This window comes from Micromonospora sp. URMC 107, assembly GCF_051386315.1.
GTDB lineage: Bacteria > Actinomycetota > Actinomycetes > Mycobacteriales > Micromonosporaceae > Micromonospora.
In genome coordinates, this window is record NZ_JBPQTK010000090.1 from 1 (window position 1) to 25,869 (window position 25,869).

Here is a 25,869-nt window from a genome sequence, read left to right on the forward strand (position 1 = left end):
CTCGGGCGGGGCGGTGACGGCCTGCGGCGCCACGGCGAGCCGGGCCACCGGGACGGCGAGTTCCTCGACGGTGAAGAGCCACGCCGGCACCTGCGCCTCGCCCCGGCTGGTGCGCACCGGCGCGGTGCCCAGCTTCACGCCCGTGACCGTCAGCGGGACGCAGGCGGTCTGCGGGGCGCTGCTCACCGGACCGTCGGGCCCCGGCTCGATGGTGGGACCGCCTCCGGGAAGCTTCGGCCCGGCGGGATCCTTGGGGCGTCCGGGACACGGCGGCGGTTCCCCCCGGTCGAGCTGCCCGTACGCCGTGGCGGCGTCGACCAGCGGGACGGTCAGCGTGCCGTCCGGGAACCGGATGGTGCCGTCGGCGGGCTTCGCTTCCGGCAGGGGGACCTGGTCGCGGTACCAGCCGCTGTGGAAGGCGACCTTGGTCTCCTCGGTGAAGCCCGGGTCGCCGACCAGCACCGTCGGATCCTGTAACGGCACGTAACCGGACTTCCACGCCGGAAGCGGTCGCCACGCGTCGGCCACCTCGGTGGCCCGTTGGGCGAAGGCGTCCCGGCGCGGGTCGGAGTCGCCCGGGCCGTCGGCCGGGTCGGAGCCGGCCGGCGCGCACCCGGCGACGATCATCAACAGCGGAAGGCCCAGCAGGGCGGCGGTACGGCGCATGTCGGTTGGACGCCGGCACGCCCACGCCGGTTCCCGCCGTCAGGTCTCGCCGCCCAGATCCGTCTCGTACGCCTCCCAGAGCAGGTCCGCGCCGCGCTGCCGGTGCCGGGCGAGGGCCCGCAGCAGGTGCACGGCCAGGTCGAGGAGGTCGTCGACCGAGGCGTCCGGCGTCTCCGCGGCCTGCTGGAGGGTGCTCAGCGCGGCGGCGATGGCGACGTGCTCGTGGGCCAGCAGCCGCACCCCGCGTGCCAGCCGGGGCGCCTGGCCGAGCAGTTCGGCATAGAGGCCGGTGGGTCCCTCCGTGGCCCGCACGTGCTCCGCGAAGCCCCGTCGCACGGGCCCCAGCCCGACGAGGAGGCGTTCCCGCCAGCGTGGTTCGGCCGGCGCGACGGCCAGGGCCCGGGCGAGCGGGTGCAGGTCCCCGAGCGGGGTGACGGGGGGCCGGCGCGCGGCGGGCGGCTGGAGCCCTCCGGAGAGGGTGGGCGGCTGCTGGATCGGACCGGTGACCATGGGCACCTCCCGCGTCGCGTCTGACCGCGTACAGCGATGGTGGACCCGCCGAGTCCGCCCTGTCCAGAGGCGGGGCTGTCTCATCCGTCCCGGCTGTCCCGCGCGGCCCACCGGCCCCACGGCACGCCCCCAGGCGGCCCTCCGCAGACACGACGCCGGACGAACGGCCCCGGAGACGGCGATGCGCCCCGGTCCGGTGGACCGGGGCGCATCGTCTGGTGGTGGAGGTGCCGGGAATCGAACCCGGGTCCTTCGCCGGTTTGTCAGGGCTTCTCCGAGCGCAGCTCGCTATGCCTCTACTCGGCCCCACCGCTCACGCGAGCGAGTTGGTGTGACGGGCCCAGTCGCTGATTGATCTCGCCGCACGGACCCCGCGACCGGGTCCGATTGGCCAGCCTTCTAGCTGATGCCGGCTAACTGGGTCGAAGGCGCTCCCAGGCCGACAGACTCACTACTCGCCTCAGGCGGCGAGAGCGAAGTCAGCGCGATTGTTCTTGGCGCTTATTGGTTTCCGACGAACGATTCTCGAGACGACGTCGGCTTCCTCGGCTCGCTTCCCCTGCCGCAACGTACGAAGTCGAAACCAGTCACCCCCTCGACAGGCCGCCGATGTGGCGGCACTGACAAGCGTAACGCCTACCGCAACGGGTTTCATCCCGAGCCCCGGGGGCGGCGAGCCGGCCGGGACGAATGCGACAACTCAGTCGTCCATTCCCTTGCCGCGCCGGCCGGCGACCCGGGCGATCTCCCGGTCCGCGTCCCGCTTGGCGAGGTCCTGCCGCTTGTCGTACGACTTCTTGCCCTTCGCCAGGGCGATCTCCACCTTCGCCCAGCCGTCGGAGAAGTAGACCTGCAACGGCACCATGGTCAGGCCGCCCTCGCGGGTCTTGCCGATCAGCCGGTCGATCTCCAGCCGCTTGAGCAGCAGCTTGCGGGTCCGCCGGGGCTCGTGGTTGGTCCACGTGCCCTGCGTGTACTCGGGGATGTGCATCCCGTGCAGGTAGAGCTCGCCGTTGCGTTCCTGCGCGAACGCGTCGACCAGCGACGCGCGCCCGGCCCGCAACGACTTGACCTCGGTGCCGGTCAACGCCATGCCCGCCTCGTAGGTGTCGAGGATCGCGTAGTCGTGCCGGGCCTTCTTGTTGGAGGCGACGACCTTGCGTCCCTTTTCCCGTGGCATCGGCGCCACCCCCTTCCGGTGATCCGCGCCGGACGTGACCGGCCGCGGGGCGGAGATCATGCTACCCGAACGACAAGGACCCTCCCGCGCCGTTTATTCCTGGCGCGGGAGGGCCCTGTCGAGCCGTACGGGCGTCAGACCCGCAGGTAGAAGCGGAGCGTGACCCAGGCGGTGACCGCGCTGACCAGGCCGCCGACGCCGGCCATCAGCGGGAACATGAACAGGATGTCGCCCCAGCTCACCGGCGAGAGCAGGCCCTGCAACGCCTGCAACGACCCGTCGAAGAGCAGGTACTTCGCCGCGATCAGGGCCACCAGGCCGAGCAGCGAGCCGATCAGGCCGGCGACCACGGCCTCCAGCACGAACGGCGCCTGGATGAACCAGTTCGACGCGCCGACCAGCTTCATGACCGCGACCTCACGCCGCTTGCTGTACGCCGCCACCTGGATCGTGTTCGCGACCAGGAGCAGCGCGGCGACGGCCATCACGATCGCGGCGGCCAGGGCGATGTTCTGGATCGAGGTGAGGATGTCGAAGATCTTGTCCAGCAGCCGGCTCTGGTCGACGATTTCGTCGACGCCCTCGGCGTCCTTGTACTGGTCGTAGATGCTCTTGTACTGCTCCGGGTTGTTCAGCGTGAGCCGGAACGACTCGGGCAGGCTGTCCGCCTTGACGGCGCTGAGCAGGTCCGGCGCGTCCTGGAACATCTCCTGGAAGCGCTTGTACGCCTCGTCCTTGTTGACGTAGAGGCTCTCCTTGACCAGCGGGTCGCCCTCCAGCTTGGCGGCCAGCGCGTCACGCTGCTCGGGGCTCACCTCCTGGTCGAGGAAGATCGAGACCTGGATGTTCTTGTAGTAGAGGTCCTTCATGTCGTCGACCTGGCGGTACATGAGACCGCTGGCGCCGAGCATGGTCAGCGAGACCGCCATCGTGATGATCATCGCGATGGTCATGGTCACGTTGCGCCACAGTCCGACCAGTACCTCGGACAGGACGTATTTCACGCGCATCGGGATTTCCTCCGGGTCTCCGGCATGAGGTGTTCGTCGTCAGGCTGCGCAGGGGTGGCGTCGGCTCAGCCGTAGACGCCGCGGGCCTGGTCGCGCACGATGCGGCCACTCTCGATCTCGATGACCCGGCGGCGCATCTGGTTCACGATGTTGGAGTCGTGCGTGACCATCACGACGGTCGTGCCGGTGCGGTTGATCCGGTCCAGCAGGCGCATGATCTCGATCGAGGTGTCCGGGTCCAGGTTTCCGGTCGGCTCGTCCGCGAGCAGGATCAGCGGACGGTTCACGAACGCCCGGGCGACGGCGACCCGCTGCTGCTCACCACCGGAGAGCTCGTGCGGGTAGCGGTGCTCCTTGCCACCGAGCCCGACCAGCTCCAGAACCTCCGGCACGACCCGGCGGGCGACCGCCTTGGTCTTGCCGATCACCTCGAGGGCGAACGCCACGTTCTCGTACGCGGTGCGGTTCGGCAGCAGCCGGAAGTCCTGGAACACGCAGCCGATGGAACGCCGGAAGTGGGGTCGCTTCCAGGAACGCATCGACGTGACGTCCTTGCTGTTGACGACGACCCGCCCCTTGTTCGGCGAGACCTCGTGCAGCAGCAACTTGATGATGGTGGACTTGCCGGAGCCGGATGGACCGATGAAGAAGACGAACTCGCCCTTCTCGATCGAGACGGACACGTTGTCGAGCGAAGGCCGGGACGCCTTCGGGTACGTCTTCGTCACTTGCTCAAGCTGAATCACGGGTGGTGAGTCTACGCGGTGTAACCGGGGAGCCAAGTGCCACGCCCCGCCGTTGCGCGGCGCGTCATCCAATTCGGGCGTACCGGGGAGATCGACGACGCGCTCCGCCCACGGTCGATCACGCAGCGTCGCCGGCGAGCTGCTGCTGCTTGCGCCACCGGATGCCCGCCTCGAGGAACTTGTCCAGGTCGCCGTCGAAGACCGCGGTCGGATTGCCCGTCTCCTGCTCGGTCCGGAGATCCTTCACCATCTGGTAGGGGTGCAGGACGTACGAGCGCATCTGGTCGCCCCACGAGCCGGCGGCGTCGGTCTTCAGGCCCTGCATCTTGGCCTGCTCCTCCTGGCGCTTGCGCTCCAGCAGACGGGCCTGGAGCACCCGCAGCGCGGACGCCTTGTTCTGCAACTGGGACTTCTCGTTCTGACAGGTGACCACGATGCCGGTCGGGATGTGCGTGATCCGCACGGCGGAGTCGGTGGTGTTGACGCTCTGCCCGCCCGGCCCCGAGGAGCGGTAGACGTCGATCCGCATCTCGTTCTCGGGGATCTCGATGCTGTCGGTCTGCTCCACCACCGGCAGCACCTCGACGCCGGCGAAGCTGGTCTGCCGGCGACCCTGGTTGTCGAAGGGGCTGATCCGCACCAGCCGGTGGGTGCCGGACTCGACGCTGAGCGTGCCGTACGCGTAGGGCACCTTCACCGTGAAGGTGGCCGACTTCAGGCCCGCCTCCTCGGCGTAGGAGGTCTCGTAGACCTCCGTCGGGTAACCGTGCCGCTCGGCCCAGCGCAGGTACATCCGCAGCAGCATCTCGGCGAAGTCCGCCGCGTCCACGCCGCCGGCGCCGGCCCGGATGGCGACGAGCGCCTCCCGGGAGTCGTACTCGCCGGAGAGCAGGGTGCGGACCTCCATCTCCTCGATGGCCTTGCCCAGCCCGGCGATCTCCGTCTGGACCTCGACGAGCACCCCGGGGTCGGATTCCGCCTCGGCCAGCTCCAGCAGCACCTTGGCGTCGTCGAGCCGGGAGCGGAGGCTGCCGAGCTTGCTGATCTCGCCGTTGACGTACGACAACTGCGAGGTCACCTGCTGGGCCTTCGCCTGGTCGTCCCACAGGTCGGGCGCGGAGGCCTCCTGCTCCAGGCGGTCCTTGTCCTCGCGCAGCCGGTCGATGTCGAGCACCGCCTCGATGTTGCGCAGGGTGGCGTCGAGGTCCTTGAGCTGTTCGGCGTAATCGGCAGCGGTCACGACAGACAAGGGTACTGCGCGGGCGAGGAGTGAGCTTGCGAGCCCCGCAGTCCCGGGCCGAAAAAGTGCAGCCGGGGTCCGGGAGATCAGCCGACCGGGGCGCTCTTCAGCCAGGTCAGGGCGGCCTTGTGGTAGGCGACGGCGAACTCCAGCGCGCTGGCGTCGTACGCGTCGCCCTCCTTCTTGGCGTTCTTGACCTGCTCGCGGACCTTGGCCAGGGCCTCGGTGTGGTATTCGTTGGCCGCGGCCTGGAGGTTCTTGAGCTGGCTGGCCGAGTGCAGCTCGCCGAAGGCGATCCGCAGTGCGATCGGGTTGCGGATGGTGTCCCGCCCCGGCTCCTCCGCCAGCCACCGGGAAAATGTCCGTTTTCCCGCCGCGGTGATCGCGTACGGCTGGCTGGAGCGCGGACCGGGCTTGCCCATCCGGACCAGGCCCCGCTCGGCCAGGACCGGCAGCTCCCGGTAGACCTGACTGCGCGTCATCGACCAGTACGGCGCCAGCCGGCGCTCAGCGGCGGCCATCAACTGGCCACCTGTCATGGGGCCCTCGTGGAGCAGCCCGAGCAGGGCCGCCGCCGTGGGGTTGACTCCGGAATCCGCCATGCCCCTCACGCTGCCACTTTGCCGACGCGGCGTCCAGGATTTGGCATTTTCGCCACCCGGTCGGGTTCCTATGTGCACTGTCGGCGCGAGACAGTCCGCCGGGGAGGGGCGGAAGGTGTCCCCCGGGGAGGCGCGGGACACCTTCGCCGGGGCGGTCACAGCCGGCTGCGCAGCTCCCACAGCTCCGGGTAGAACCGGGTCTCCACGCGGGAGCGGAGATACGCCCCGCCGGCCGAGCCCCCGGTGCCGGGTTTCGTGCCGATCTGCCGCTCGGCCATCAGCACGTGCCGGGCCCGCCACAGCGAGAACGCCTGGTCGTGGGCGACCAGCGCCTCCGCGAGGTCCCACAGCGGCCCGAACCGCTCCCGGTCCCCGGCGATCGTGGCGTACGCCGCGAAGCGCGCCTCCTCGTCGGCGACGTCGAAGCCGGCCCGGCCCAGCACGGCCAGGAAGCCGTCCCAGAGGCTCGGCTCGGCCAGCCGCCGCTCCAACCGCTCCCGCTCGGCGTCGGGCAGGCCCCGGAAGCGGCGCAGGTAGTCCGGGTCCTTGAGGCCGGAGAGGAACTCGATCTCCCGGAACTGGGCGGACTGGAAGCCCGAGGCCGGGGCGAGCTTGGTGCGGAAGGCCAGGAAGTCCTGCGGGGTCATCGTGTCGATCACGTCGACCTGACCGATCAGGACCCGTTCCACCACGTGGCAGCGCTCCAGCCGCACCCGGGGCAGGTAGGTCTCGCCGGCCAGCAGCCGGTCCCGGGCGTCGGTCAGCTCCGCGAGCAGCAGCTTGAACCACAGCTCGTAGACCTGGTGGATCGTGATGAAGAGCAGCTCGTCGTGGGAGGCCGGGTCGGACTCCGGCACCTGCGCGGCCAGCAGGTCGGCCAGCCGCAGGTAGTCGGTGTAGGTGAGCAGGCCACCCTGCTCGCCGAAGTGGGGATCCTGCGCGGGGGTGGGGTGGGTCACAGCGGCCACGGTACCGCCGCCCGGCCGCCCTCGCCTCTCCCGCCGCGGGCGCGCGAAGGGCCCCCTCCCGCCGGCGGGAGGGGGCCCTTCGCACACGCCTCAGCCCATGTGGGGGTACGTGTGGTCGGTCGGCGCGACGAAGGTCTCCTTGATCGTCCGGGGCGACATCCACCGGACGAGGTTGTGCCAGGAGCCGGCCTTGTCGTTGGTGCCGCTGGCCCGGGCGCCGCCGAAGGGCTGCTGCCCGACCACCGCGCCGGTCGGCTTGTCGTTGATGTAGAAGTTGCCGGCGGCGTACCGCATCTTCTCGGCCACCGCGTCGACCACCCGGCGGTCCGTCGCGAAGATCGACCCGGTCAGGGCGTACGGCGCGATCGACTCGGCCTGGCCGACCACGTCGTCGAAGCGGCCGTCGTCGAAGACGTGCACGCCGAGGATCGGCCCGAAGTACTCGGTGGTGAACGTCTCGTGCGCCGCGTCGGTGCACTCGAAGAGCGTCGGCCGGACGAAGTACCCCACCGAGTCGTCGGCGGTGCCGCCGGCGAGGACCCGGCAGGCGTCGTCGCCGGCGATCAGCTCCAGCGCGGCCGTGTGCCGGTCGAACGCCCTGGCGTCGATCACCGCGCCGCCGAAGTTGCCGAAGTCGGTGACGTCGCCGTAGGTGAGCGACTCCGCGGTGGCGGCGAGCCGGTCGCGCAGCCCGCCCTCCCAGAGCGAGCGCGGGACGTACGCCCGGGACGCCGCCGAGCACTTCTGGCCCTGGTACTCGTAGGCGCCGCGGATCAGGGCGGTGTGCAGGGCGTCGACGTCGGCGCTGGTGTGCGCGACGACGAAGTCCTTGCCGCCGGTCTCGCCGACCAGCCGGGGGTAGCCGCGGTAGCGGGAGATGTTCTCGCCGACGGTCCGCCACAGGTGCTGGAAGACCTTGGTGGAGCCGGTGAAGTGGATGCCGGCCAGGTCCGGGTCGGCGAGCACGACGTCGGAGACCTCCTCGCCGCGCCCGGTGACCATGTTGATCACGCCGGGGGGCAGGCCGGCCGCCTCGAAGAGCCGCATGGTGAAGTGCGCGGCGAACTGCTGGGTCGGGCCCGGCTTCCAGACCACGGTGTTGCCCAGCAGGGCCGGCGCCGAGGGCAGGTTGCCGGCGATGGCCGTGAAGTTGAACGGGGTGACCGCGTAGACGAAGCCCTCCAGCGGGCGGTGGTCGAAGCGGTTCCACACCCCCGGCGACGACATCGGCTGCGCTTCCAGCAGCTCCCGCGCGAAGTGCACGTTGAACCGGAGGAAGTCGATGAACTCGCAGGCCGCGTCGATCTCGGCCTGGATCACGGTCTTCGACTGGCCGAGCATGGTGGCGGCGTTCAGCGTGTCCCGCCAGGGGCCGGCGAGCAGCTCGGCGGCGCGCAGGAAGATCGCGGCCCGCTCCTCGAACGGCAGGGCCCGCCACATTCCGGCGGCGTCCTTGGCGGCCTTCACCGCGGCGCGGGCGTCGTCGTGGGTGGCGTGCGCGGTGACGCCGAGCACGTGCGCGTGCCGGTGCGGCTGCACCACGTCGATCGACTCGCCGCCGGCCATCCGCTGCTCACCGGCGATGGTCATCGGCAGGTCGATCCGCTCGGCGGCCAGCTCGGTCAGCCGCCGCTGGAGCCGTTCCCGGTCGGCACTGCCAGGCTCGTAGTTGCGCACCGGCTCGTTGCGCGGCTCGGGTACGGAGAACACGGCGTCCATCAAGGCTCCTGGCGATCTCGACAGCGGTGGCGAAACCGGACCCGCGGGCACCGGCCGGGTGACCAGCGCCGACGCCACGCCGGGTTGACCGGGCGCGAGCGCGGGAGCCGTCCCGTCGTGCGCGTCGGCGGCCGGGGCGCCGGTGCTCGCGCTCCTGGCGCTCGGGTGGCTGGCCGCGATGCTCTGGTCGACCCGCGAGGTGATCAGCTCGGCGGCCGCCGGGCTCACCGCCATCAGCCTCTCCGCGTTCGCCCTGCCGGGGGTGATCTCGGCCGCGCTGGTCGCCGGCGCCGGCTTCGCCCTCCTCGGCGTCGACCTGCTCGCCCGCCGGGGCAGCGACCGGGTCACCCTGCGCTTCGTGGCGGCGATCGGCGCCGGCCTGCTCGTCGGGCTCGCGGCCGCGTTCGCGATCAACCTGACGTACGCCGACAACGCGACCACCAACGTGATCGCCGGCACCACCGCCGCCGCGGCGACCATCGGCGGGGCCGTCGCCGGCGCCCGCAGCGGGCCCGTGGTCGGGGCCGTGGTGGCCGCCGCTCTCGGCACGCTGGTCTTCGTGGTGGCCTTCAGCCGGGCCCGCGACCCGCTCTTCGACCTGTTCGGCGGCGGCGACTCCCAGGAGTCGCTGCTCGGCGCGGCGAAGTGGGTGTCCCGCACCGAGTCGCTGCTCGCCGGCCTGGTGGCCGGGCTGCTGGCCTTCGCGTACCTGACCCTGGCCCGCCGTCGGGCCGCCCGGCACGACGCGTCGGCGCCGGCGCTGCGCTGGCCCGCCTACCTGCTGGCCGGGGCCGGCCCGGGCCTGCTCCTGCTCGTCGCCGAGGTGATCATCCGGGTCGGCGGGCGGTCCCTGCTCGACCTGGCCGGGGCGCTGAGCGAGGCGGACGCGGTGGCCCAGACCTCGCTGGGCACCTCCCGGATCGACAACGGGATCTGGGTGCTGTTCGTCGGCGCCCTGACGGCGATGATCGCCTTCGGCCGCACCCTGGGACCGGCCCACGCCGACGACGACGACCCGGCCGAGGCCGCGCCCACCCGCTGACCTCGGCGCCGCCCGCCGCCGACGGCCGGCGGGGATCAGGAGGTGGCGCGCAGCAGCAGGTCCAGCTCGGTGACGTCGTACCACTCCAGCTCGTGGTCCTCGGCGCCGTCGACCGTGAACTGCGCGTCCGGGTCGCCGGCCAGGGCCTCGGTGACCACCTCCGTCGCGGCGGACACGTCCTCGACCGCGTCGGCGCCGTCCACGTGGAGGGCCGCGACGGCGCCGACCGGCACGGGGTCGCTCAGCTCGACCGCGCTGGAGCCCAGCTCCCCGTCGCCCCGGCGCACGGCCGAGGCGGGCAGGTCCACCGAGACGACGACCCGGCGGCGGGGCGCGTCGGGGTCGGCCCGGAGCAGCTGCAATGCGTCCTGGGCGGCCCGGGTGAAGGCAACGTACTCCAACTCCTCCTCGTCGCCCTCGGCGTACCACTCCCGCAGGGTGGGGGTCACGGCGTGCGCGGCGGCCACCGGCAGCCCGGGGCCGCGCAGGAGGGTCAGCATCGGGACGGTAGCCGGCACGTACACCCGGACAAGCTCCTCGGTCACCGGTCGTCTCCCCCGCTCAGGTCCTGCGCCGGCCTCCGCCGGTCCCGGCCGATCATGCCCTATGCCGTGACCGTCATACACCGCGCACCTCACGGGCGGAAGCGTCCCGCCGGTGTGTGCCGGCGGCGTGTCGCCTCAGGTCGCGCCCCCGGCGGCTGGGCCGCGTCGGTGGTCGGTGGCAAACTGAACCAAACGACGCCAACCCCGGGGGTTTTCGTGGAGCCGAGGTTCCTGCTGCTCTCCGACGTGGCCACCGAGCTGAACGTGTCGGACTCGCAGGTCTACCACATGGTGCGCAGCGGCGAACTGCCCGCGATCAAGATCGGCGGGCGGGGCCAGTGGCGGGTGGAACGCGCCCGGCTGGAGGAGTACATCGAACGCAAGTACGCCGAGACGGCCGAGTGGGTGCGGAGCAACCCGCTGGCCGAGCGCGACCCGGAGTAACCGGACCGCTCCGTACGGGCATTGACCGTGCGCTGCGCCATGGCCGAGAATGGAGCTTGTCGAAGGAAAACGAAAGCAAACGCAGGAAAAGTGGGAGGTTCACCGATGACCGACCCCCGCCGCCCCGGGCCGGCGCGGCCTCCCGTCCGGCTGCGCCCCGCCCCCTCGTTCGAACCCCCGTTCACCGACGACGACGCCGCCCACTGGCCGGCCCCCGGCCACGCCCAGCTCGTGCTCGACCTGTTCGAGCCGGCCCGGCGCGAGACCGACCGGCCACCGGGCCGACGGCAGCGGCCGGCGCCGACCGGCCCCGCTCGCCGCCCCGCCGCCGCGCTGCCCCTGGACGCGCTGGTGACCGCCACCCCCGAGGCCACCCGGGCGGCGCACCGCTTCGTCTGCACCTGCCTGGAGGTGCTCAACGGCTACCGCCCGCCCGGGCAGCTCAGGCCACTGTTCGACCCGGCACGGGCGGCCACGCTGCTGCCCGAGCTGGCCCGCGCCACCGCCCGCTCCGGTCCGGTCCGCCGCCGGTCGACCCGGCCGGCCGTACGGCTGCGGCGGCTGCGGGTCTGCGAGCCGCGCGCCGCCGCCGTCGAGGTGGCCGCCGTGCTGGCCGGCACGGGCGGGCGCACCTGGGCGATGGCGCTGCGCCTCGAGCACCGCCGGGGCAGCTGGCTCTGCACCGCCCTCCAGGTCCTCTGAGACGCAAGCGAGCCGCGGTCGGCGAACGACCGCGGCTCGACTGCTCCGGGCGGGCGCGGGGCCCGCTCAGCTACTGGTCACGCGCCGCCGTTGGGGGAGCCGTGGCACCGCTTGTACTTCCGGCCGGACCCGCACGGGCACGGCGCGTTGCGGGACGGGCCGTTGCCGGCTTCCGCCTGCCCCGACACCGCCCGCCGGGTGTTGCCGGCCGGAACGCCCGGGCCGCGCAGGCCGGACGCCGGACGCTGCGGCGCCGCCGGAGCGGTCGTCCCGGGCGCGGCCGGGGCGGCCGGGACCGGACGACCGACACCCAGCGCGGGGGCCTGCTGTTCGTCGCGCTCGACGGCCACCGCGCCGGCACCGGCCTCGCCGTCGATGGTCGGCGCGGAGTACTGCAGGCCCTGCTGCTGCGGCGTCCGGCCCAGGCCCTTGGCCCGGATCTCGACCGGCTTGTCGAGCAGCTGGACCTCCTCGGCCTCGGGCTCCGGCTCGTTGACCTGGACCTCGAGGTTGTAGAGGAAGCCGACCGTCTCCTCCTTGATGCCGTCCATCATGGTGGCGAACATGTCGAAGCCCTCGCGCTGGTATTCCACCACCGGGTCGCGCTGGGCGTACGCCCGCAGGCTGATGCCCTCCTGGAGGTAGTCCATCTCGTAGAGGTGCTCGCGCCACTTGCGGTCGATGACCTGGAGCAGGACCATCCGCTCCAGCTGGCGGGTGCCCTCCTCGCCGAGCTGCTCCTCGCGCCGGTCGTACGCGGCGTGCGCGTCCTCCTTGAGGCGGGAGAGCAGGAAGTCCGCGTCGATGCCGGCCCGCGAGCCGCCGGCCTCCTCCTCGAGCTCCTCGATGGTGATGCCCACGGGGTAGAGCTGCTTGAGGCTGGCCCAGAGCTGCTCCAGGTCCCAGTCCTCGGCGTAGCCGTCGGAGGTGGCCCCCCGAACGTACGCCTCGACGACGTCGTCGATCATGTTGCGGACCTGGTCGGAGAGGTCCTCGCCGTTGAGCACCCGCAGCCGCTCGGCGTAGATCACCTGGCGCTGCTTGTTCATGACCTCGTCGTACTTGAGGACGTTCTTGCGGATCTCGGCGTTCTGGCCCTCGATCTGGGCCTGCGCGCTCTTGATCTGCTTGGTGACCATCTTCGACTCGATGGGCACGTCCTCCGGGATGTTGAAGCGCTCCATGACCGCCTCGACGGCGCCGGAGCGGAAGCGCTTCATCAGCTCGTCCTGGAGGGAGAGGTAGAAGCGGGACTCGCCGGGGTCACCCTGGCGGCCCGACCGACCGCGCAGCTGGTTGTCGATGCGGCGGGACTCGTGCCGCTCGGTGCCCAGCACGTAGAGGCCACCGGCGGCGGCGACCTCCTCGGCCTCGGCGTCGCAGGCCTGCTTCCACTGGGGCAGGACCTCCTCCATCGCCTTGGCGTACTCCTCCTCCTGCTCGACCGGGTCGAGGCCGCGCTGGCGCAGCTCGTTGGCGGCGAGGAACTCGGCGTTGCCGCCGAGCAGGATGTCGGTGCCACGGCCGGCCATGTTGGTGGCGACGGTGACGGCGCCCTTGCGGCCCGCCTGGGCGACGATCTCGGCCTCGCGGGCGTGGAACTTGGCGTTCAGCACGGAGTGCGGGATGCCGCGCCGGCGCAGCAGCTGGGAGATGATCTCGGAATTCTCCACCGAGACGGTGCCGACGAGCACCGGCTGACCCATCGCGTGCCGCTCGGCGATGTCCTCCACCACGGCGTTGAACTTGGCCTTCTCGGTCTTGTAGATCACGTCCGGCCGGTCCTGGCGGACCATCGGCCGGTGGGTCGGGATCGTCACGACGCCGACCTTGTAGACCTTGTTGAACTCGCCCGCCTCGGTCTGGGCCGTGCCGGTCATGCCGGAGAGCTTCTCGTAGAGGCGGAAGTAGTTCTGGAGGGTGATGGTGGCCAGGGTCTGGTTCTCCTGCTTGATCTCCACCCCCTCCTTGGCCTCGATGGCCTGGTGCATGCCCTCGTTGTAGCGGCGGCCGTGCAGGATGCGCCCGGTGAACTCGTCGACGATCAGGACCTCGCCGTCGCTGACGATGTAGTCCTTGTCGCGCTTGTAGAGCTCCTTGGCCTTGATGGCGTTGTTGAGGTAGCCCACCAGCGGGGTGTTGACCGACTCGTAGAGGTTGTCGATGCCCAGCCGGTCCTCGACCTTGGCCACGCCGCGCTCGGTGACCGCGATGGTGCGCTTGGAGTGGTCGACCTCGTAGTCGCCCTCGCCGTCCTTGCCGGGCTGGAGGCGGGCCACGACGCCCGCGAACTCCGAGTACCAGCGGGCGGAGTGCTCGGCCGGGCCGGAGATGATCAGCGGCGTGCGGGCCTCGTCGATCAGGATCGAGTCGACCTCGTCGACCACCGCGAAGTTGTGGCCGCGCTGGACCAGCTCCTCCTTCGACCACGCCATGTTGTCGCGCAGGTAGTCGAAGCCGAACTCGTTGTTGGTGCCGTAGGTGATGTCGCACTCGTAGGCGGCCCGGTGCTCGGTGGCCGGCCGGTTGGGCAGCACCACGCCGACGGTGAGGCCGAGGAACTCGTGCACCCGGCCCATCCAGGCGGCGTCACGCTGGGCCAGGTAGTCGTTGACCGTGATGACGTGCACGCCCTTGCCGGAGAGCGCGTTGAGGTAGACCGGCATGACCGAGGTCAGGGTCTTGCCCTCACCGGTCTTCATCTCGGCGATGTTGCCGAAGTGCAGCGCCGCACCGCCCATCACCTGGACGTCGTAGGGACGCTGACCCAGCACCCGGGCGGCCGCCTCGCGGCACACCGCGAACGCCTCCGGCAGCAGGTCGTCGAGGGTCTCGCCGTCAGCGAGCCGCTCCTTGAACTGGTCGGTCATGCCGCGCAGCTCGTCGTCGGTGAGGTTGACGTAGTCGTCCTCGATCGAGTTGACGGCGGCGGCGATGGCCTTCAGCCGGCGCACCATACGGCCCTCGCCCGCGCGGAGGACCCTTTCCAGAATCGACACGGATCAACGCTCCCCTAGACAGTCTCGACCCATCGTAGGCGCTTCGTCGGCGCGATGGTCACTGGTGGCGGCCCTCCGAGCCGGCGAAACCGACATAACACGCTGGACTCGCGCCGCCCCGCCGAAATCCGGTTACGCCGTCCGCGAACGGCCGGCACCATGGCTCGGGTGGAACCTGTGGAGATCACCGAGGACGGCCTGTTGCTCCGCCCCTGGCGGCCGACCGACGCCGAGGCGGTGCACCGGGCGTGCCAGGACCCGGACATCCAGCGCTGGACCACCGTACCTCGCCCGTACCTGCCCGAACACGCACACAGGTTCGTGACCGAGGTGGCCCCGGCGGACTGGACGACGGGCGACGGGGCGTCGTTCGCGGTCTGCGACGCCGCCAGGGGCGAGCTGCTCGGTTCCTGCGGGCTGGTCTCCATCGACGCCGGCCTGCGCTCGGGCGAGATCGGCTACTGGACCGCGCCCTGGGCCCGGGGCGCGGGCGTGAGCGTCCGGGCCGCCCGGGTCGTCGCCCGCTGGGCCTTCGACTCACTGAAGCTGCGCCGGCTGATCTGGCAGGCCGAGGTGGGCAACCACGCCTCCCGCCTGGTCGCGCTCCGGGCGGGCTTCCGCGTCGAGGGTCGGCTGCGCCTCGCCGACCCCGCCCCCGGCGGCAGCCCGGCGGGCTGGATCGGCTCGCTGCTCCCCGGCGAGGTGCCCGCCCCCGGCGAGACCGGTCCGGCCGGGCCGGGCACCCTGGAGGCCCGTCGCGCCGCCGTCTTCGGCGGGCCCCAGCCCGTCCTCTTCGCCACGGGCGGCACCACCGAGGTACGGCTGCGCCCGATGGAGGAGCGCGACCTGGACGCGATCGTCGACACCTGCCGGGACCCGGAGACCATCCGGTGGACCACCGTGCCCGACCCGTACGAGCGGGCGGACGCCGAGTCGTACCTGGGCCACGCCCGGAGCACCTGGGCCGGCGGCACCAGCGCCTGCTTCGTGGTCGCCGACGCCGACGACCGGTACGCCGGCACGATCGACCTGCGGCTCTCCCCCACCGACCCGCTGCTGGCCGACGTCGGCTTCATGGCCGACCCCGGGGCCCGGGGCCGGGGCCACCTGTCGGCCGCGCTGACCGCGCTCAGCGCCTGGGGCTTCACCACGCTGGGCCTGGCCCGGATCGAGTGGCGGGCCAACGTCGGCAACACCGCCTCCCGACGGGTCGCCGAGAAGGCGGGCTTCACGGTCGAGGGCACCGCCCGGGGCGGGCTCACCCACCGCGGCGAACGGGTGGACGCCTGGGTCGGCGCGCTGCTCGCCGGGGACCTGACGTGACGCCCGAGGTGATCGAGGCCGACGCGGTGCGGCTGCGGCAGTTCCGCCCCGCCGACGTCGCCGACCTCGCCGCCGGCTGCGGCGACCCGGTCAACCTGCGGTTCAACCCCGGCATGCCGCAGCCGTACACCGAGGCCGACGCCCGCTGGTGGATCGCCGAGGGCGCCCCCGGGGCCTGGGCCGCCGGCGGGGCCGCGTACGCCATCGCCGACCCGGCCACCGACCGGCTCGTCGGCGGCGCGGGCCTCGGCCAGGTCGTGGCGCCGCGCCGGCAGGCGGAGGTGGGCTACTGGGTCGCGCCCTGGGCGCGGCGGCGCGGGGTCGCCACCGCCGCGACGCGGGCCCTGGCCGACTCCGCGCTGCGGCACGGCCTCGACCGGCTGGAACTGATGACCCACGCCGAGAACCCGGCCAGCCAGCGGGTGGCGCTCGCCGCCGGCTTCCGCCACGAGGGGGTACGCCGGGCGGCCGGCCAGCTGCGCGGCGGCGGCCGCACGGACCTGCTCGCGTGGGTACGGCTCGCCGACGACCCGCCCGGTCCCGCGCCCCGGGTCCTGCCGGACCTGCCCGACGGCCGGCTCACCGACGGCGTGGTGACCCTGCGCCGGCTCGGCCCGGACGACGTCGACCTGATGTACCGCCTGCACACGCGGCCGGAGGTGGTCGCGAACCAGGCCCCGCCGGTGCCGCCGACCCGGACGGCCATCGAGCGGCGCTGCCTGCTGGCCGAGAGCGCGTGGCTCACCGGCGCCATCGCCCGCCTGCTGATCCTCGACGCGGTCACCGGCGAGCCGGCGGGCAGTTGCGGGCTCAGCCTCTCCGACCCGGAGGCCGGCGAGGGGTCGATCGGCTACGCGCTCCTGCCCGGGCAGCGGGGACGCGGGCTGGCCACCCGGGCGGTGCGGCTCCTGGCCGGCTGGGCGTTCGGCCCGGCCGGGCTCGCCCGGCTGGTCGCCGGCACCGTGCCCGAGAACACCGCCTCGCACGGGGTGCTGGAGCGGGTGGGGTTCCGCCGGGAGGGCCTGCTGCGCGGGCGGCTGCCGGGACTCGCCGGCACCCGGCTCGACGACCTGGTCTTCGGGCTGCTCCCCGACGAACTCCGCTGATGCCCTCCGACCGGGCGCGCGGGCGGCGCGACGTCGACCTCGGGGCGCCCGCCGGAGCCCGGCCCGGGCGGCCGTGGTGGCGGCGAGGGCCGCCACCACGGCGCCCGACGATCAGACGGCGAGGGAGATGATTCCGTAGTCGTAGGCGTGCCGCCGGTAGACGACGCTCGGGCGGCCGGACTCCTTGTCCTGGAACAGGTAGAAGTCGTGGCCGACGAGTTCCATCTGGAACAGGGCGTCGTCGACGGTCATCGGCTCGGCGGGGTGCACCTTCTCCCGCGCGATGTGCCAGGGCTGGTCGCGCTCCTCCTCCTCGACCCGTTCGGCGACGGCGGTGGCCGTGCCGGCGCCGTCGGGCGACGCGCCCAGCGGCGCGTCGAGGCCGGCCACCGGCAGGTTGGCGGTGGCGGCGGCGACGGAGAGCGGCGCGTGCCGGCCACGGTGGACGCGGCGGCGGTCGGCCGCCCGGCGCAACCGGGTGTCCAGCTTGGCGATGGCCGCGTCGAGCGCGCTGTAGAAGTCGTTCGTGCAGGCCTCCGCCCGGATCACCGGGCCACGGGAAACGCAGGTGATTTCGACGCGCTGGCAGTGGTCCGCCTGGCGTGGATTGCGCTCGTGAAACAGCTCTACATCGACACGAATAAGTTTGTGGTCGTAGCGTTCGATCTTCGCTAGTTTCTCCGCCACGTGCACCCGGTAATGATCCGGCACTTCGACGTTACGGCCCTTGACCACGATGTCCATGTGACCTCCCTAGTTCGGACGGTCGTTCGTTCCGGCATCCGGTCGCGCGCCCCTGGGGGAGGTCCCACTCGGCGTCGACCGGTCAGTGCGGCTACGCCTCCCTTCACCACCGGGGGCGGGTGGAAAGACCTCCTACCCCCGACAGGAAAACGCTAACTCCTGTTCGCCCGACAGTCACCCCCGGTCGCCGGGACGGCCAATAATTTTTCACAGCTCATACACCAACGGGTGAAACGGAAACACGCACCGTCACGACCTGTGCCGTTTCTCGGTCGCGGCGAGCACCGCGGCGACCGTGGGCGACAGCCCGCTCGCGGTCAGCACCCGCCCCACCGCGGCGAGGGTGGCCCCGGTGGTCAGGATGTCGTCGAGCACCACGACCGCCGCCGCGTCGGACCCGGACGGGACCCGCGGGTGGACCCGGAAGGCGGCCTCGGCCGCCGCCGCCCGGCCGGCGCTGTCCAGCGTCACCGAGTCGGGGCGGGGCAGGGCGCGCAGGGGTCGCCGCACCCGCACCGGCCAGCCCGCCCGGCGCAGCCGGTCCGCACAGTGCCGGGTCAGCCGGCCGAGGTGGTCGCCGTACCGGGCGCGGGCCGCCGCCGCGGTGTCCGGCACCGGCACCAGCGTCACCGGGCGGACCTCGCCCACCGCCGCCGCCACGACCTCGGCGAGCAGCGCCCCCAGCGGCCGGGCCAGCCCGTGCCGGCCGTGGTCCTTGTACGCCAGCAGCGCCTCCCGCAGCGGGCCGGCGTACGGGCCGAGGGCGACGCACGGCGGCAGGTCGGGCGGGGCGGGAGTGGGACGTACGGCCCGGGGGCGCAGCGCGCCCAGCGCCGTCACGCACTCCGGGCAGACGCCGTGCCGCAGCCCCGGCCGGCGTTCCCGGCAGCCGGCGCACTCGACGGGCAGCACCAGGTCGGTGAGGTCCGCCCAGAGCCCGCCGAGATCCCGCACGGCGATCAGTAGAGGAAGAAGGGGGCGGTCGGGTTGCCGGCCCGCGCCCCGGCCGAGGGCGGCGTGACCTCCTGCACCTGCTCGGGCTGGATCCGCTCGAACGGGCCGCTGCGGTACGCCACCCCGTTCGCCTCGTACATCGCGGCGCCGAGGCGGCCCACCGCGTTGGCCGGGTACGCGGCGAGGTGCGTCACCCGGGCGCCGATCTTGTCCTCCAGCCGGCTCTCCCGCGCGCCGTCCACGCTGACCTCGTAGACCGCCGGGCGGCCGACCGCGCCCGCGAGGACCAGGGTGTTCTCGCCGAACCAGTCGACGGCCGACAGGTTGGTCAGTCGGGTGTGCAGCCGACGGGCCGGGCCGGGGGTGCCCCCCGCGCCGTCGGGGTTGAGGGCGGCGACGTAGAGCGTGCCCCCGGCGATGACGGCGATCCGGTGGCCGTCCAGCGAGGCCGCCACCGCGGTCACCGGGCCGGGTACGCCCAGCGACACGGCGGTGAACTGCGCCTGGGCGTCGAAGCGGTACAGGCTGCCGTCGGCGACCACCAGCCCGGCCGACTGCCCCCGGTACGTCGAGCGCAGCCAGACGGGCCGGCTCATGGCGGCGTAGCCCTTGGCGCTGCGGGTGAACGCGGTCACCTGGTCGGTGCCGGTGCCGACCGCGAGCCGGTGACGGCCGGCGTCGGTGACCACCAGCGCCGCGAGGATCCGGTTGTCGGCGCGGCTGAGCCCGGCGGAGACGACGTTCCGGTTCGCCTCGGCGTCCACGGGCACCGGGCCGCTTGACTCACCGGCGTAGGCCAGCGGGTGGATGGCGCCCTCGTAGACGCAGAACCGCTGGAAGCTCTCCGTGAAGTGGTGCACCGGACGCTCGCGGCGGCGCCGCTCCAGGTCCGGGATAAACTCCTGGGACTGGTTACGGATCTTGATGTCGAGCGGCCCGTCGAGGTCCGACAGCGACCAGGCGAGTTGCGTGCCGAGCTGCTCCAGTCGGACCTTGTCCTCCGGCATCTCCAGGTCGACCTCCCAGCGGCCGTCCGTCCGGGTGGCGTTGTTGATCAGGCGGGTGCCGTCCGGCAGCCTGCTCACGGCCGTGCCGAGCCAGGCCGAGGGGCCGGCGGTCAGCCACTTGACCACCTCGCTCACCCGCCGCTCGTCCGGCACGGCGAGGGGCAGGTAGCGCTGGTCGGGGACGAGCCGGCTGCGGTCGTTGTTCCAGAAGTAGATCGTCCGGCTCTGGTAGTACGTCTCCAGCGCCTCGACGCTGAGCAGCAGCGCGGTCGGCGGGTTCGCCACGTACAACCCCCCGTCCGTCAGGCCCTCCTGCCCGGGCTGGCTGCGCAGCTCGAAGGTGTACGTCGTGGTGCTCGTCTCCGGCGGGGCCAGCGTGCCGTCGGTGCGCAGCTGCCCGACCTGCTGCACCTTGAGGGTGACCTCGGTCCGGTCCGGGGCGTACACGATCACCGGCTCCTCGGTGAGCCGGACGACGGCCAGCGCGACCTCGCTGCCCTGCTTCACCTGGAGGCGGTCGCGGTCGGCCGGCGTGATGAACTGCCGGACGCGCTGGTAGGCCCGGTCCGGCTCGCCGGCCGCGGCGGAGAGGAAGTTCTCGACGAACTGCTCCGCGTCGGTGCCGCCCGCGCTCCGGCTCGGGGGCTCGCCCCGGCTGCCGCTGGTCGAGCCGGCCTCCGCCGCCGGCCCCGGCCCCTTCACCCGGACCTCGGTGTTCTCCGGGATGCCGCAGCCGGCCGCGCCGCCCAGCAGCAGCGCCCCGCCGAGCAGGCCGGCGAGCAGCCGACGCCTCACGACCCCACCTCCGCGTGCCCGCCGTTGCCCGGCCGCCCGGGACCGACGCTCAGCGCGCCGTCGGCGCCCGGGCCGATCGCGAGCGCGCCGTCGGTGCCGGGGCCGATGGCCAGCAGCCCACCCGCCCGGGGGCCGCCGAAGGGCAGCGCGGCGTCGGCCGGGACCAGCCGCAGCGGCGAGGTGGTCAACCGGTCGCCGGCTCGCGACGGCAGGGTGAGCCGGAACTGGGCGCCCTGCCCGGGCGCCCCCCAGGCCTCCAGCCAGCCGCCGTGCAGCCGGGCGTCCTCCAGGCTGATCGACAGGCCGAGCCCGGTGCCGCCGGTCTGCCGGGCGCGGGACGGGTCGGCCCGCCAGAAGCGGTTGAACACCAGCTTCTCCTCGCCCGGCTTGAGCCCCACCCCGTGGTCGCGGACGGTGATCGCCACCGCCGTGTCGTCCACCCCGAGCGTGATCAGCACCGGCTTGCCCTCGCCGTGCTCGACGGCGTTGCCGACCAGGTTGCGCAGCACCCGTTCCACCCGCCGGGGGTCGACCTCGGCGATGACCGGGGTGCCGGGGACGTCCAGCTCGATGGCCACCCCGACGCGCTCGGCGAGGCCGGCCAGCCGGTCGGCCACCCGGTGCACGACCGGCACCAGGTCGGTCGGCTCGGAGTCCAGCATGGCGAAGCCGGCGTCGAAGCGGCTGATCTCCAGCAGGTCGGTCAGCAGCTCCTCGAACCGGTCCAGCTCGGCCTGGAGCAGCTCGGCGCTGCGGGCCACCGCCGGGTCGAACTCGTCCCGCTCCGCGAAGATAAGGTCTGCGGCCATCCGGACCGTGGTCAGCGGGGTGCGCAGCTCGTGCGAGACGTCGGAGGTGAAGCGGCGTTGCAGCCGGGACATCTCCTCCAGCCGCAGGATCTGCCGTTGCAGGTTGGTCGCCATCTGGTTGAACGACGCCGCGAGCAGGGCGAGGTCGTCCTCGCCGTCGACCACCATCCGCTGGTCGAGCAGGCCGGCGGAGAGCCGCTGGGCCGTGCGGGCGGCCACCCGCACCGGGGTCACCACCAGCCGGGTGACCAGGCCGGCGAGCAGGGCGAGCAGGAGCACCAGGGCCGCTCCGGTGGCGGCCACGGTGTCCCGGACGTCGGCGGCCGTCTCGTCCTGCCGGGCCAGCGGCACGAGGTAGTAGAGCTCCACCTGGCCGAACCGGGTGGGCACCGGCGAGCCGTAGACCAGGTATTTCGTGCGCTCCTCGCCGAGGCGCCCGGTGCGGATCTGGCTGGCGACCTTGCCGCCGGCGACCGTCTCGCGCAGCTCCCGGCTGATCAGCGGGCGGACGTTGACCGCGGGCGAGGACCGGGGCTGGATGGCGTCGGTGTGGTTGTCGGCGGCGAGCGCCACGATCACGCCGGTGGTCTGCTGCGGGTCACCGCCGGCCAGGTAGTTGACCGTGCCCTCGATGGTCTCCTGGAACTGCGTGTCCTGCGGCTGGTTGTAGAGGCCGAACTGCTTCGCCGCGTAGTCCGCGCCGCTGCCCAGCCGCACCCGCACATCGGTCTCGACGTTCTCCACCAGGATGCCGGTGATCTTGTCGGCGATCAGGTAGGCGAAGCCGCCCACCAGCAGGCTGGACGCGACCAGTGTGATGGTCACCACCCGCAGCTGGAGCGACCGCCGCCAGGCCTGGCGCAACCCGGCGAGCAGGCGCGCGGCCCGGCCGTGCACGCCACGCCACAGCTCCCGCGCGGCGGGACGCCGGCGCGGAGCTGCCGTCGGGGAGTCCGGAATCGGGGAGGTGGCCACAGTGTGACCAGGCTATCCGGTGCCCGCCTTGTAGCCCACGCCCCGCACGGTGAGAATGATTTCCGGCCGCTCCGGATCCGGCTCGATCTTGGCCCGCAGCCGCTGCACGTGCACGTTGACCAGCCGCGTGTCCGCCGCGTGCCGGTAGCCCCAGACCTGCTCCAGCAGCACCTCGCGGGTGAAGACCTGGCGCGGCTTGCGGGCGAGCGCGACCAGCAGGTCGAACTCCAGCGGCGTCAGCTTCACCTCCTCGCCGTTGCGGCTGACGGTGTGCGCCGGCACGTCGATGGTGATCTGGTTGCCGGGCGGCCCGATGGTCAGCATCTCCGGGGCGACGTCCTCGCCACGGCGCAGCCGCGCCCGCATCCGGGCGACCAGCTCCTTGGGCTTGAACGGCTTGACCACGTAGTCGTCGGCCCCGGACTCCAGGCCGAGGACCACGTCGACGGTGTCGCTCTTGGCGGTCAGCATGACGATCGGCACACCCGACTCGGCCCGGATCGACCGCGCCACGTCGATGCCGCTCATGCCGGGGAGCATGAGGTCGAGCAGGACGATGTCGGGGCGGTTCTCGCGGAACGCGGCCAGCGCCCGCTCGCCGTCGGCGACGAAGGAGGGCAGGAACCCCTCGCTGCGCAGGACGATGCCGAGCATCTCGGCGAGCGCGGGGTCGTCGTCGACCACCAGTACCCGGGCTCTCATGGGGTTAATGTTTGCATCCCCTTCAGTTCGGTGGGATCCGCGTCACCCGGCACGGTACTGCCGTGGGACGTCGCCGCCCAGCAACCGGTGCCCGGCGTCGCCGCCCCGACGTGCGGGTCCACCCGATCGGAACGGGCGTGTCACCATGATCCCCGGGTGCGCCGTCACGCGCCACCGCCGCCCGTCCCACAGGAGTACGCGTGCCCGACGCCGGCCCGACCGCCGTGCTCCCGCGCCGCCCCCTCACGGTCGGCGAGCTGCTGGACTCCGCGGTCCTGCTGCTGCGCGGCCAGGCCCGGGTGCTGGTGCCGGTCGCCCTCGCGCTGGCCGTGGCCGAGCAGCTCCTGCTCTATCCGCTGCGGCTCGCCGCCGGCACGGCGCCGCCCGTCTGGTTCCTGGAGTTCGGGCGGTTCGGCGCGTACTGGCTGCTGCTGGCGGTCGGCGCGGCGACCGAGGCGGTGATCGTCCTGCTGCTCGGCAACCCGGCGGCGCGGGCCGCCGGGGCCGCGCTGTTCGGCCGCGCGGTGGGTCCCCGGGAACTGCTCCGCCCGGCCGGCGCGCGCTGGGGCGCCACCGCGCTGCTCGCCGTCCTGGTCGGCGTGGTGATGTGCGGGTTCGCGCTGTTCGGGCCGGCGTGGATCGTCGGTTTCGCCCTGCTCGGCGCCGTCGCGCCGGCACTCGTCGTCGACCGGGTGCACCCGCTGCGCGCCCCGCTGCGCGCCGCCGCCCTGGCCGTGCGCGGCGCCGGCCGGGCCGGCTGGATCCGGCTGCTCGGCTACCTGGTCTGGTGGATAGTCCGCCTCGGCCTCGGCATCGGCGTCTACCTCGGGCTGGACTCGTTCGACCTCGTCGACCGGGCCTGGGCGGGGTGGCTGTCGCTGGCCGTCTGGGCGGGCGTGAACAGCGTCGCCTACCCGGCCCTGGCCTGCCTGGACGCGGTCCTGCACCTGGAGACCCGGATGCGTACCGAGGGACTGGACATCCGGCTCTCCCGGGCCCGGCCGGGCACCCCGGAGACCGTCCTGCTGGCGGCCGGGCGATGAGCTTCAGCCGGTGGTGGACCGAGACCACGGCGGCGCTCGGCGACCGGGTGCCGCTGCCCCTGGTCGCGCTGCTGCTGATGCTCGCCGCGGTGCTGGTCGCGGCCGGCTGGTACACGTTCCCGGCCTGGATCCCCCGGCGGCTGCCCCGGCTGCGCCGACGTCGCCGGAAGGCCTCGCCCCCGGACGCCCCGGCGCCGGTCGTCCCCGCTCCCCGCGCCCCGGAGCTGCCGGCCGCCGCGTACGTCTCTCTCGCGGACCGGCTCGCCGCCGAGGGCCGGTACGCCGAAGCCGTCCGGGAGCGGCTGCGCGCGATGGTCCGGGAGCTGGCCCTCCGGCGCGTGGTGCAGCCGCGGCCCGGCATGACAGTCGTCGAGCTGGTACGCGCCGCGACGGAGAGCCGACCGCAGGTCGACCCGCCGCTGAGCGCCGCCGGGGCGATCTTCTCCGAGCTCTGGTACGGCCAGCGCCCCGCCTCCGCCGAGCACGACCACCGGATGCGGGAGCACGCCGCCGACCTGGACCGGGTGCTGACCGGCCGACCCGAGGACGGGCCACGACCATGAGCGCACAGGCCACCGCCGTCCCACCGGCGACACGCGCGGACGCCGCCCCCCGGCGACGACGCCGCCGGCATCGGCTGCTGATCCCGCTGGGCCTGGCCGCGCTGCTGCTGGCCACCACCCTGGCCACCCACGCGGTCGACCAGCCCGACCCCGGCGACCAGGGGTTCCTCTCCCCCGTGGCGACGGGGGACGACGGCGGCAGCCGGCTCGCCGACGCGCTGCGCGAGCGGGGCGTCACCGTGCAGCGGGAGACGGACACGCTGCGCGCCCTGCTGGCCGCCCGCAACCAGGCCGCCACGCTCTTCGTGCCCGCGCCGGCGCTGCTGCACCCCGACACGGTCGGCGCGTTGGACTCGCTGCCCTCGACCACCAGGCTGGTGCTGGTGGACCCGCCGCGGCGGGTGCTGGAGACGGTCCGGCTGCTGCCGGTGGAACCGGCCGGCCGCCGGTGGGCCGCGCAGGCGGTGGGGCCGGACGCACGGGGCCTGCCCTGCCCGCTGCCCGAGCTGCGCGGCCTCGGGCGCGCGGCGGTCGGGCTGCAACGCTACGCGGTCGCCCCGGGCGCGTCGGCGCCCGTCCGGTTCTGCTTCGCCGACGGGCTCGCCCTGCTGTCCCGGGTCCCCGAGAGCACCGTGGCGGTGGGCGCCAGCGATCCGTTCCGCAACGACCGGATCGACGAGTGGGACAACCGGGCGTTCGCCACCGCGTTGCTCGGCGGGCCCGGTCGGGTGGTGTGGCTCGACCTGGACGGCCCCGAACCCCCGCCGGTCTTCGGCGACGGCAGCAGCGGCAGCCCGGCCTGGTCGCCCACGCCGGGCGGCTCCACCGGCAACGGCGGCCCCGGCAGCGGCACCGGCACCGGCACCGGCGACGAACGCCCCGGCGGCCCTGGCGGGGAGTCCGACGACGACAGCGAGGAGGGGGACGAAAGCACCTCCCGCGCCGACAGGCCCGAGCCGCCGAACCCGCTCTGGTCCGCCTTCCCCGGCTGGCTGTGGGCGTTGCTGGCCCAGCTCGCCGTGGCCGCCCTGCTGGCCGCGTTCTGGCGGGCCCGTCGGCTCGGCCCGCCGGCGGTGGAGCCGCTGCCGGTCACGGTCCGCTCGGCGGAGACGGTGCTCGGCCGGGCCCGGCTCTACGAGAAGGCCGGTGCCCGGGGCGTGGCCGCGCGGACGCTGCGGGCCGCCGCCCTGGACCGTCTGACGCCCCGGCTGCACCTGCCGCCGACCGCGCCGCCGGCCGACGTGGCCGCCGCGGTCGCCGCCCGCACCGGCGACGATCCCCGGTGGACCGACGAGGTGCTGCACGGCGTCGAGCCCGAGACCGACCAGGAGCTGCTGGACCTGGCCCGCGCGCTGGACCGGGTGACCCGCGCCGTCGCCCCGGCGCCCGCCGACCGGCCCCCACCGGCCGGCACGCCACCCCGGCCACCCAGCTCAACAGCGGCAGCACCAGGCCGGGCCACTCCACGGCCACGC

General features: G+C 73.4%; 23 protein-coding genes, 1 other RNA gene and 1 pseudogene. 8 read left to right on the plus strand and 17 right to left on the minus strand.

Annotated elements, in window-relative coordinates:
- From ACSNN9_RS19715 to pruA, 10 genes are all read right to left on the minus strand, one after another.
- Positions 1 to 666: hypothetical protein (locus ACSNN9_RS19715; RefSeq protein ID WP_436674823.1), on the minus strand; the 666-nt coding region annotated here is incomplete at its 3' end.
- A gap of 39 nt (positions 667 to 705) precedes the next feature.
- Positions 706 to 1,176: a hypothetical protein gene (locus ACSNN9_RS19720; protein ID WP_436674824.1), complete on the minus strand. Its 471-nt coding sequence runs from the start codon at positions 1,174 to 1,176 to the stop codon at positions 706 to 708.
- Between the two features lie 219 nt (positions 1,177 to 1,395).
- Positions 1,396 to 1,771, minus strand: a transfer-messenger RNA (tmRNA) gene (gene ssrA, locus ACSNN9_RS19725).
- Positions 1,772 to 1,876: 105 nt separating this feature from the next.
- On the minus strand, positions 1,877 to 2,356 hold the full coding sequence (gene smpB / locus ACSNN9_RS19730; protein WP_088979560.1) for an SsrA-binding protein SmpB: 480 nt from the start codon (positions 2,354 to 2,356) through the stop codon (positions 1,877 to 1,879).
- 134 nt (positions 2,357 to 2,490) lie between these two features.
- Complete coding sequence (gene ftsX / locus ACSNN9_RS19735; RefSeq protein WP_358085840.1) at positions 2,491 to 3,366, minus strand: permease-like cell division protein FtsX; 876 nt, start codon at positions 3,364 to 3,366, stop codon at positions 2,491 to 2,493.
- A gap of 65 nt (positions 3,367 to 3,431) precedes the next feature.
- Positions 3,432 to 4,112 carry a cell division ATP-binding protein FtsE gene (gene ftsE / locus ACSNN9_RS19740; protein ID WP_089001878.1) on the minus strand — a complete coding sequence of 227 codons (681 nt, stop codon included), beginning with the start codon at positions 4,110 to 4,112 and terminating at the stop codon, positions 3,432 to 3,434.
- Positions 4,113 to 4,230: 118 nt separating this feature from the next.
- Complete coding sequence (prfB, locus tag ACSNN9_RS19745) at positions 4,231 to 5,352, minus strand: peptide chain release factor 2 (RefSeq protein WP_357867726.1); 1,122 nt, start codon at positions 5,350 to 5,352, stop codon at positions 4,231 to 4,233.
- A gap of 86 nt (positions 5,353 to 5,438) precedes the next feature.
- On the minus strand, positions 5,439 to 5,954 hold the full coding sequence (locus tag ACSNN9_RS19750) for a PadR family transcriptional regulator (protein ID WP_357867729.1): 516 nt from the start codon (positions 5,952 to 5,954) through the stop codon (positions 5,439 to 5,441).
- A 155-nt stretch (positions 5,955 to 6,109) separates the two neighbouring features.
- The gene (locus ACSNN9_RS19755; protein WP_357867731.1) at positions 6,110 to 6,913 is read right to left on the minus strand and encodes a tryptophan 2,3-dioxygenase; all 804 of its coding nucleotides are present in this window, start codon (positions 6,911 to 6,913) and stop codon (positions 6,110 to 6,112) included.
- A gap of 99 nt (positions 6,914 to 7,012) precedes the next feature.
- Positions 7,013 to 8,641, minus strand: a complete 1,629-nt coding sequence (gene pruA, locus ACSNN9_RS19760; protein ID WP_436674825.1) for an L-glutamate gamma-semialdehyde dehydrogenase — start codon at positions 8,639 to 8,641, stop codon at positions 7,013 to 7,015.
- Positions 8,642 to 8,729: 88 nt separating this feature from the next.
- Here pruA and ACSNN9_RS19765 point away from each other — a divergent pair.
- Positions 8,730 to 9,683: pseudogene (locus tag ACSNN9_RS19765) on the plus strand (hypothetical protein); the annotation flags it as partial.
- Between the two features lie 35 nt (positions 9,684 to 9,718).
- Here ACSNN9_RS19765 and ACSNN9_RS19770 read toward each other — a convergent pair.
- On the minus strand, positions 9,719 to 10,228 hold the full coding sequence (locus tag ACSNN9_RS19770) for a DUF6912 family protein (protein ID WP_436674826.1): 510 nt from the start codon (positions 10,226 to 10,228) through the stop codon (positions 9,719 to 9,721).
- A gap of 216 nt (positions 10,229 to 10,444) precedes the next feature.
- Between ACSNN9_RS19770 and ACSNN9_RS19775 the strand changes: the two genes are divergently transcribed.
- On the plus strand, positions 10,445 to 10,672 hold the full coding sequence (locus ACSNN9_RS19775; RefSeq protein WP_350685633.1) for a helix-turn-helix domain-containing protein: 228 nt from the start codon (positions 10,445 to 10,447) through the stop codon (positions 10,670 to 10,672).
- 105 nt (positions 10,673 to 10,777) lie between these two features.
- Positions 10,778 to 11,374: an Rv3235 family protein gene (locus ACSNN9_RS19780; protein WP_436674827.1), complete on the plus strand. Its 597-nt coding sequence runs from the start codon at positions 10,778 to 10,780 to the stop codon at positions 11,372 to 11,374.
- A gap of 77 nt (positions 11,375 to 11,451) precedes the next feature.
- On the opposite strand, the gene secA is transcribed toward ACSNN9_RS19780, so the two are convergent.
- Positions 11,452 to 14,373: a preprotein translocase subunit SecA gene (gene secA / locus ACSNN9_RS19785; protein WP_436674828.1), complete on the minus strand. Its 2,922-nt coding sequence runs from the start codon at positions 14,371 to 14,373 to the stop codon at positions 11,452 to 11,454.
- A 159-nt stretch (positions 14,374 to 14,532) separates the two neighbouring features.
- On the opposite strand from secA, the gene ACSNN9_RS19790 reads away from it, so the two are divergent.
- Together ACSNN9_RS19790 and ACSNN9_RS19795 are read left to right on the plus strand one after the other, a co-directional pair.
- Positions 14,533 to 15,696 carry a GNAT family N-acetyltransferase gene (locus tag ACSNN9_RS19790; RefSeq protein WP_436674829.1) on the plus strand — a complete coding sequence of 388 codons (1,164 nt, stop codon included), beginning with the start codon at positions 14,533 to 14,535 and terminating at the stop codon, positions 15,694 to 15,696.
- Positions 15,693 to 16,802 carry a GNAT family N-acetyltransferase gene (locus ACSNN9_RS19795; protein WP_436674830.1) on the plus strand — a complete coding sequence of 370 codons (1,110 nt, stop codon included), beginning with the start codon at positions 15,693 to 15,695 and terminating at the stop codon, positions 16,800 to 16,802. Before ACSNN9_RS19790 ends, ACSNN9_RS19795 begins: the two co-directional genes overlap by 4 nt.
- Before the next feature lie 111 nt (positions 16,803 to 16,913).
- Here the strand turns inward: ACSNN9_RS19795 and hpf are convergent, their stop codons facing one another.
- The 5 genes from hpf to mtrA all read right to left on the minus strand — a co-directional run bounded on the left by hpf (position 16,914) and on the right by mtrA (position 22,788).
- Positions 16,914 to 17,546: a ribosome hibernation-promoting factor, HPF/YfiA family gene (hpf, locus tag ACSNN9_RS19800; protein ID WP_416607763.1), complete on the minus strand. Its 633-nt coding sequence runs from the start codon at positions 17,544 to 17,546 to the stop codon at positions 16,914 to 16,916.
- Between the two features lie 249 nt (positions 17,547 to 17,795).
- Positions 17,796 to 18,458 carry a ComF family protein gene (locus ACSNN9_RS19805; RefSeq protein ID WP_436674836.1) on the minus strand — a complete coding sequence of 221 codons (663 nt, stop codon included), beginning with the start codon at positions 18,456 to 18,458 and terminating at the stop codon, positions 17,796 to 17,798.
- Positions 18,459 to 18,505: 47 nt separating this feature from the next.
- Complete coding sequence (locus tag ACSNN9_RS19810) at positions 18,506 to 20,302, minus strand: LpqB family beta-propeller domain-containing protein (RefSeq protein ID WP_436674831.1); 1,797 nt, start codon at positions 20,300 to 20,302, stop codon at positions 18,506 to 18,508.
- Entirely contained in the window at positions 20,299 to 22,086 is a 1,788-nt protein-coding gene (gene mtrB / locus ACSNN9_RS19815) for an MtrAB system histidine kinase MtrB (protein ID WP_436674832.1), read from the minus strand. Before mtrB ends, ACSNN9_RS19810 begins: the two co-directional genes overlap by 4 nt.
- A 12-nt stretch (positions 22,087 to 22,098) precedes the next feature.
- Positions 22,099 to 22,788, minus strand: coding sequence for an MtrAB system response regulator MtrA (mtrA, locus tag ACSNN9_RS19820; protein ID WP_089001893.1), 690 nt, complete (start codon positions 22,786 to 22,788; stop codon positions 22,099 to 22,101).
- Between the two features lie 200 nt (positions 22,789 to 22,988).
- Here mtrA and ACSNN9_RS19825 point away from each other — a divergent pair, with 200 nt between their 5' ends.
- The 3 genes from ACSNN9_RS19825 to ACSNN9_RS19835 all read left to right on the plus strand — a co-directional run.
- Positions 22,989 to 23,831, plus strand: a complete 843-nt coding sequence (locus ACSNN9_RS19825) for a hypothetical protein (RefSeq protein ID WP_436674833.1) — start codon at positions 22,989 to 22,991, stop codon at positions 23,829 to 23,831.
- Positions 23,828 to 24,394, plus strand: coding sequence for a DUF4129 domain-containing protein (locus ACSNN9_RS19830; RefSeq protein ID WP_436674834.1), 567 nt, complete (start codon positions 23,828 to 23,830; stop codon positions 24,392 to 24,394). The genes ACSNN9_RS19825 and ACSNN9_RS19830 overlap by 4 nt, the downstream gene beginning before the upstream one ends.
- The coding region (locus ACSNN9_RS19835) for a DUF4350 domain-containing protein (RefSeq protein ID WP_436674835.1) at positions 24,391 to 25,869 on the plus strand (1,479 nt) is incomplete at its 3' end. The genes ACSNN9_RS19830 and ACSNN9_RS19835, both read left to right, overlap by 4 nt.

Bases quoted from the DNA above. Each gene is read 5' to 3' on its own strand.
- ACSNN9_RS19720 (WP_436674824.1), bottom strand. From the start codon at position 1,176: ATGGTCACCGGTCCGATCCAGCAGCCGCCCACCCTCTCCGGAGGGCTC.
- smpB (WP_088979560.1), bottom strand. From the start codon at position 2,356: ATGCCACGGGAAAAGGGACGCAAGGTCGTCGCCTCCAACAAGAAGGCC.
- ftsX (WP_358085840.1), bottom strand. From the start codon at position 3,366: ATGCGCGTGAAATACGTCCTGTCCGAGGTACTGGTCGGACTGTGGCGC.
- ACSNN9_RS19750 (WP_357867729.1), bottom strand. From the start codon at position 5,954: ATGGCGGATTCCGGAGTCAACCCCACGGCGGCGGCCCTGCTCGGGCTG.
- pruA (WP_436674825.1), bottom strand. From the start codon at position 8,641: ATGGACGCCGTGTTCTCCGTACCCGAGCCGCGCAACGAGCCGGTGCGC.
- ACSNN9_RS19780 (WP_436674827.1), top strand. From the start codon at position 10,778: ATGACCGACCCCCGCCGCCCCGGGCCGGCGCGGCCTCCCGTCCGGCTG.
- ACSNN9_RS19790 (WP_436674829.1), top strand. From the start codon at position 14,533: ATGGCTCGGGTGGAACCTGTGGAGATCACCGAGGACGGCCTGTTGCTC.
- hpf (WP_416607763.1), bottom strand. From the start codon at position 17,546: ATGGACATCGTGGTCAAGGGCCGTAACGTCGAAGTGCCGGATCATTAC.
- mtrA (WP_089001893.1), bottom strand. From the start codon at position 22,788: ATGAGAGCCCGGGTACTGGTGGTCGACGACGACCCCGCGCTCGCCGAG.
- ACSNN9_RS19830 (WP_436674834.1), top strand. From the start codon at position 23,828: ATGAGCTTCAGCCGGTGGTGGACCGAGACCACGGCGGCGCTCGGCGAC.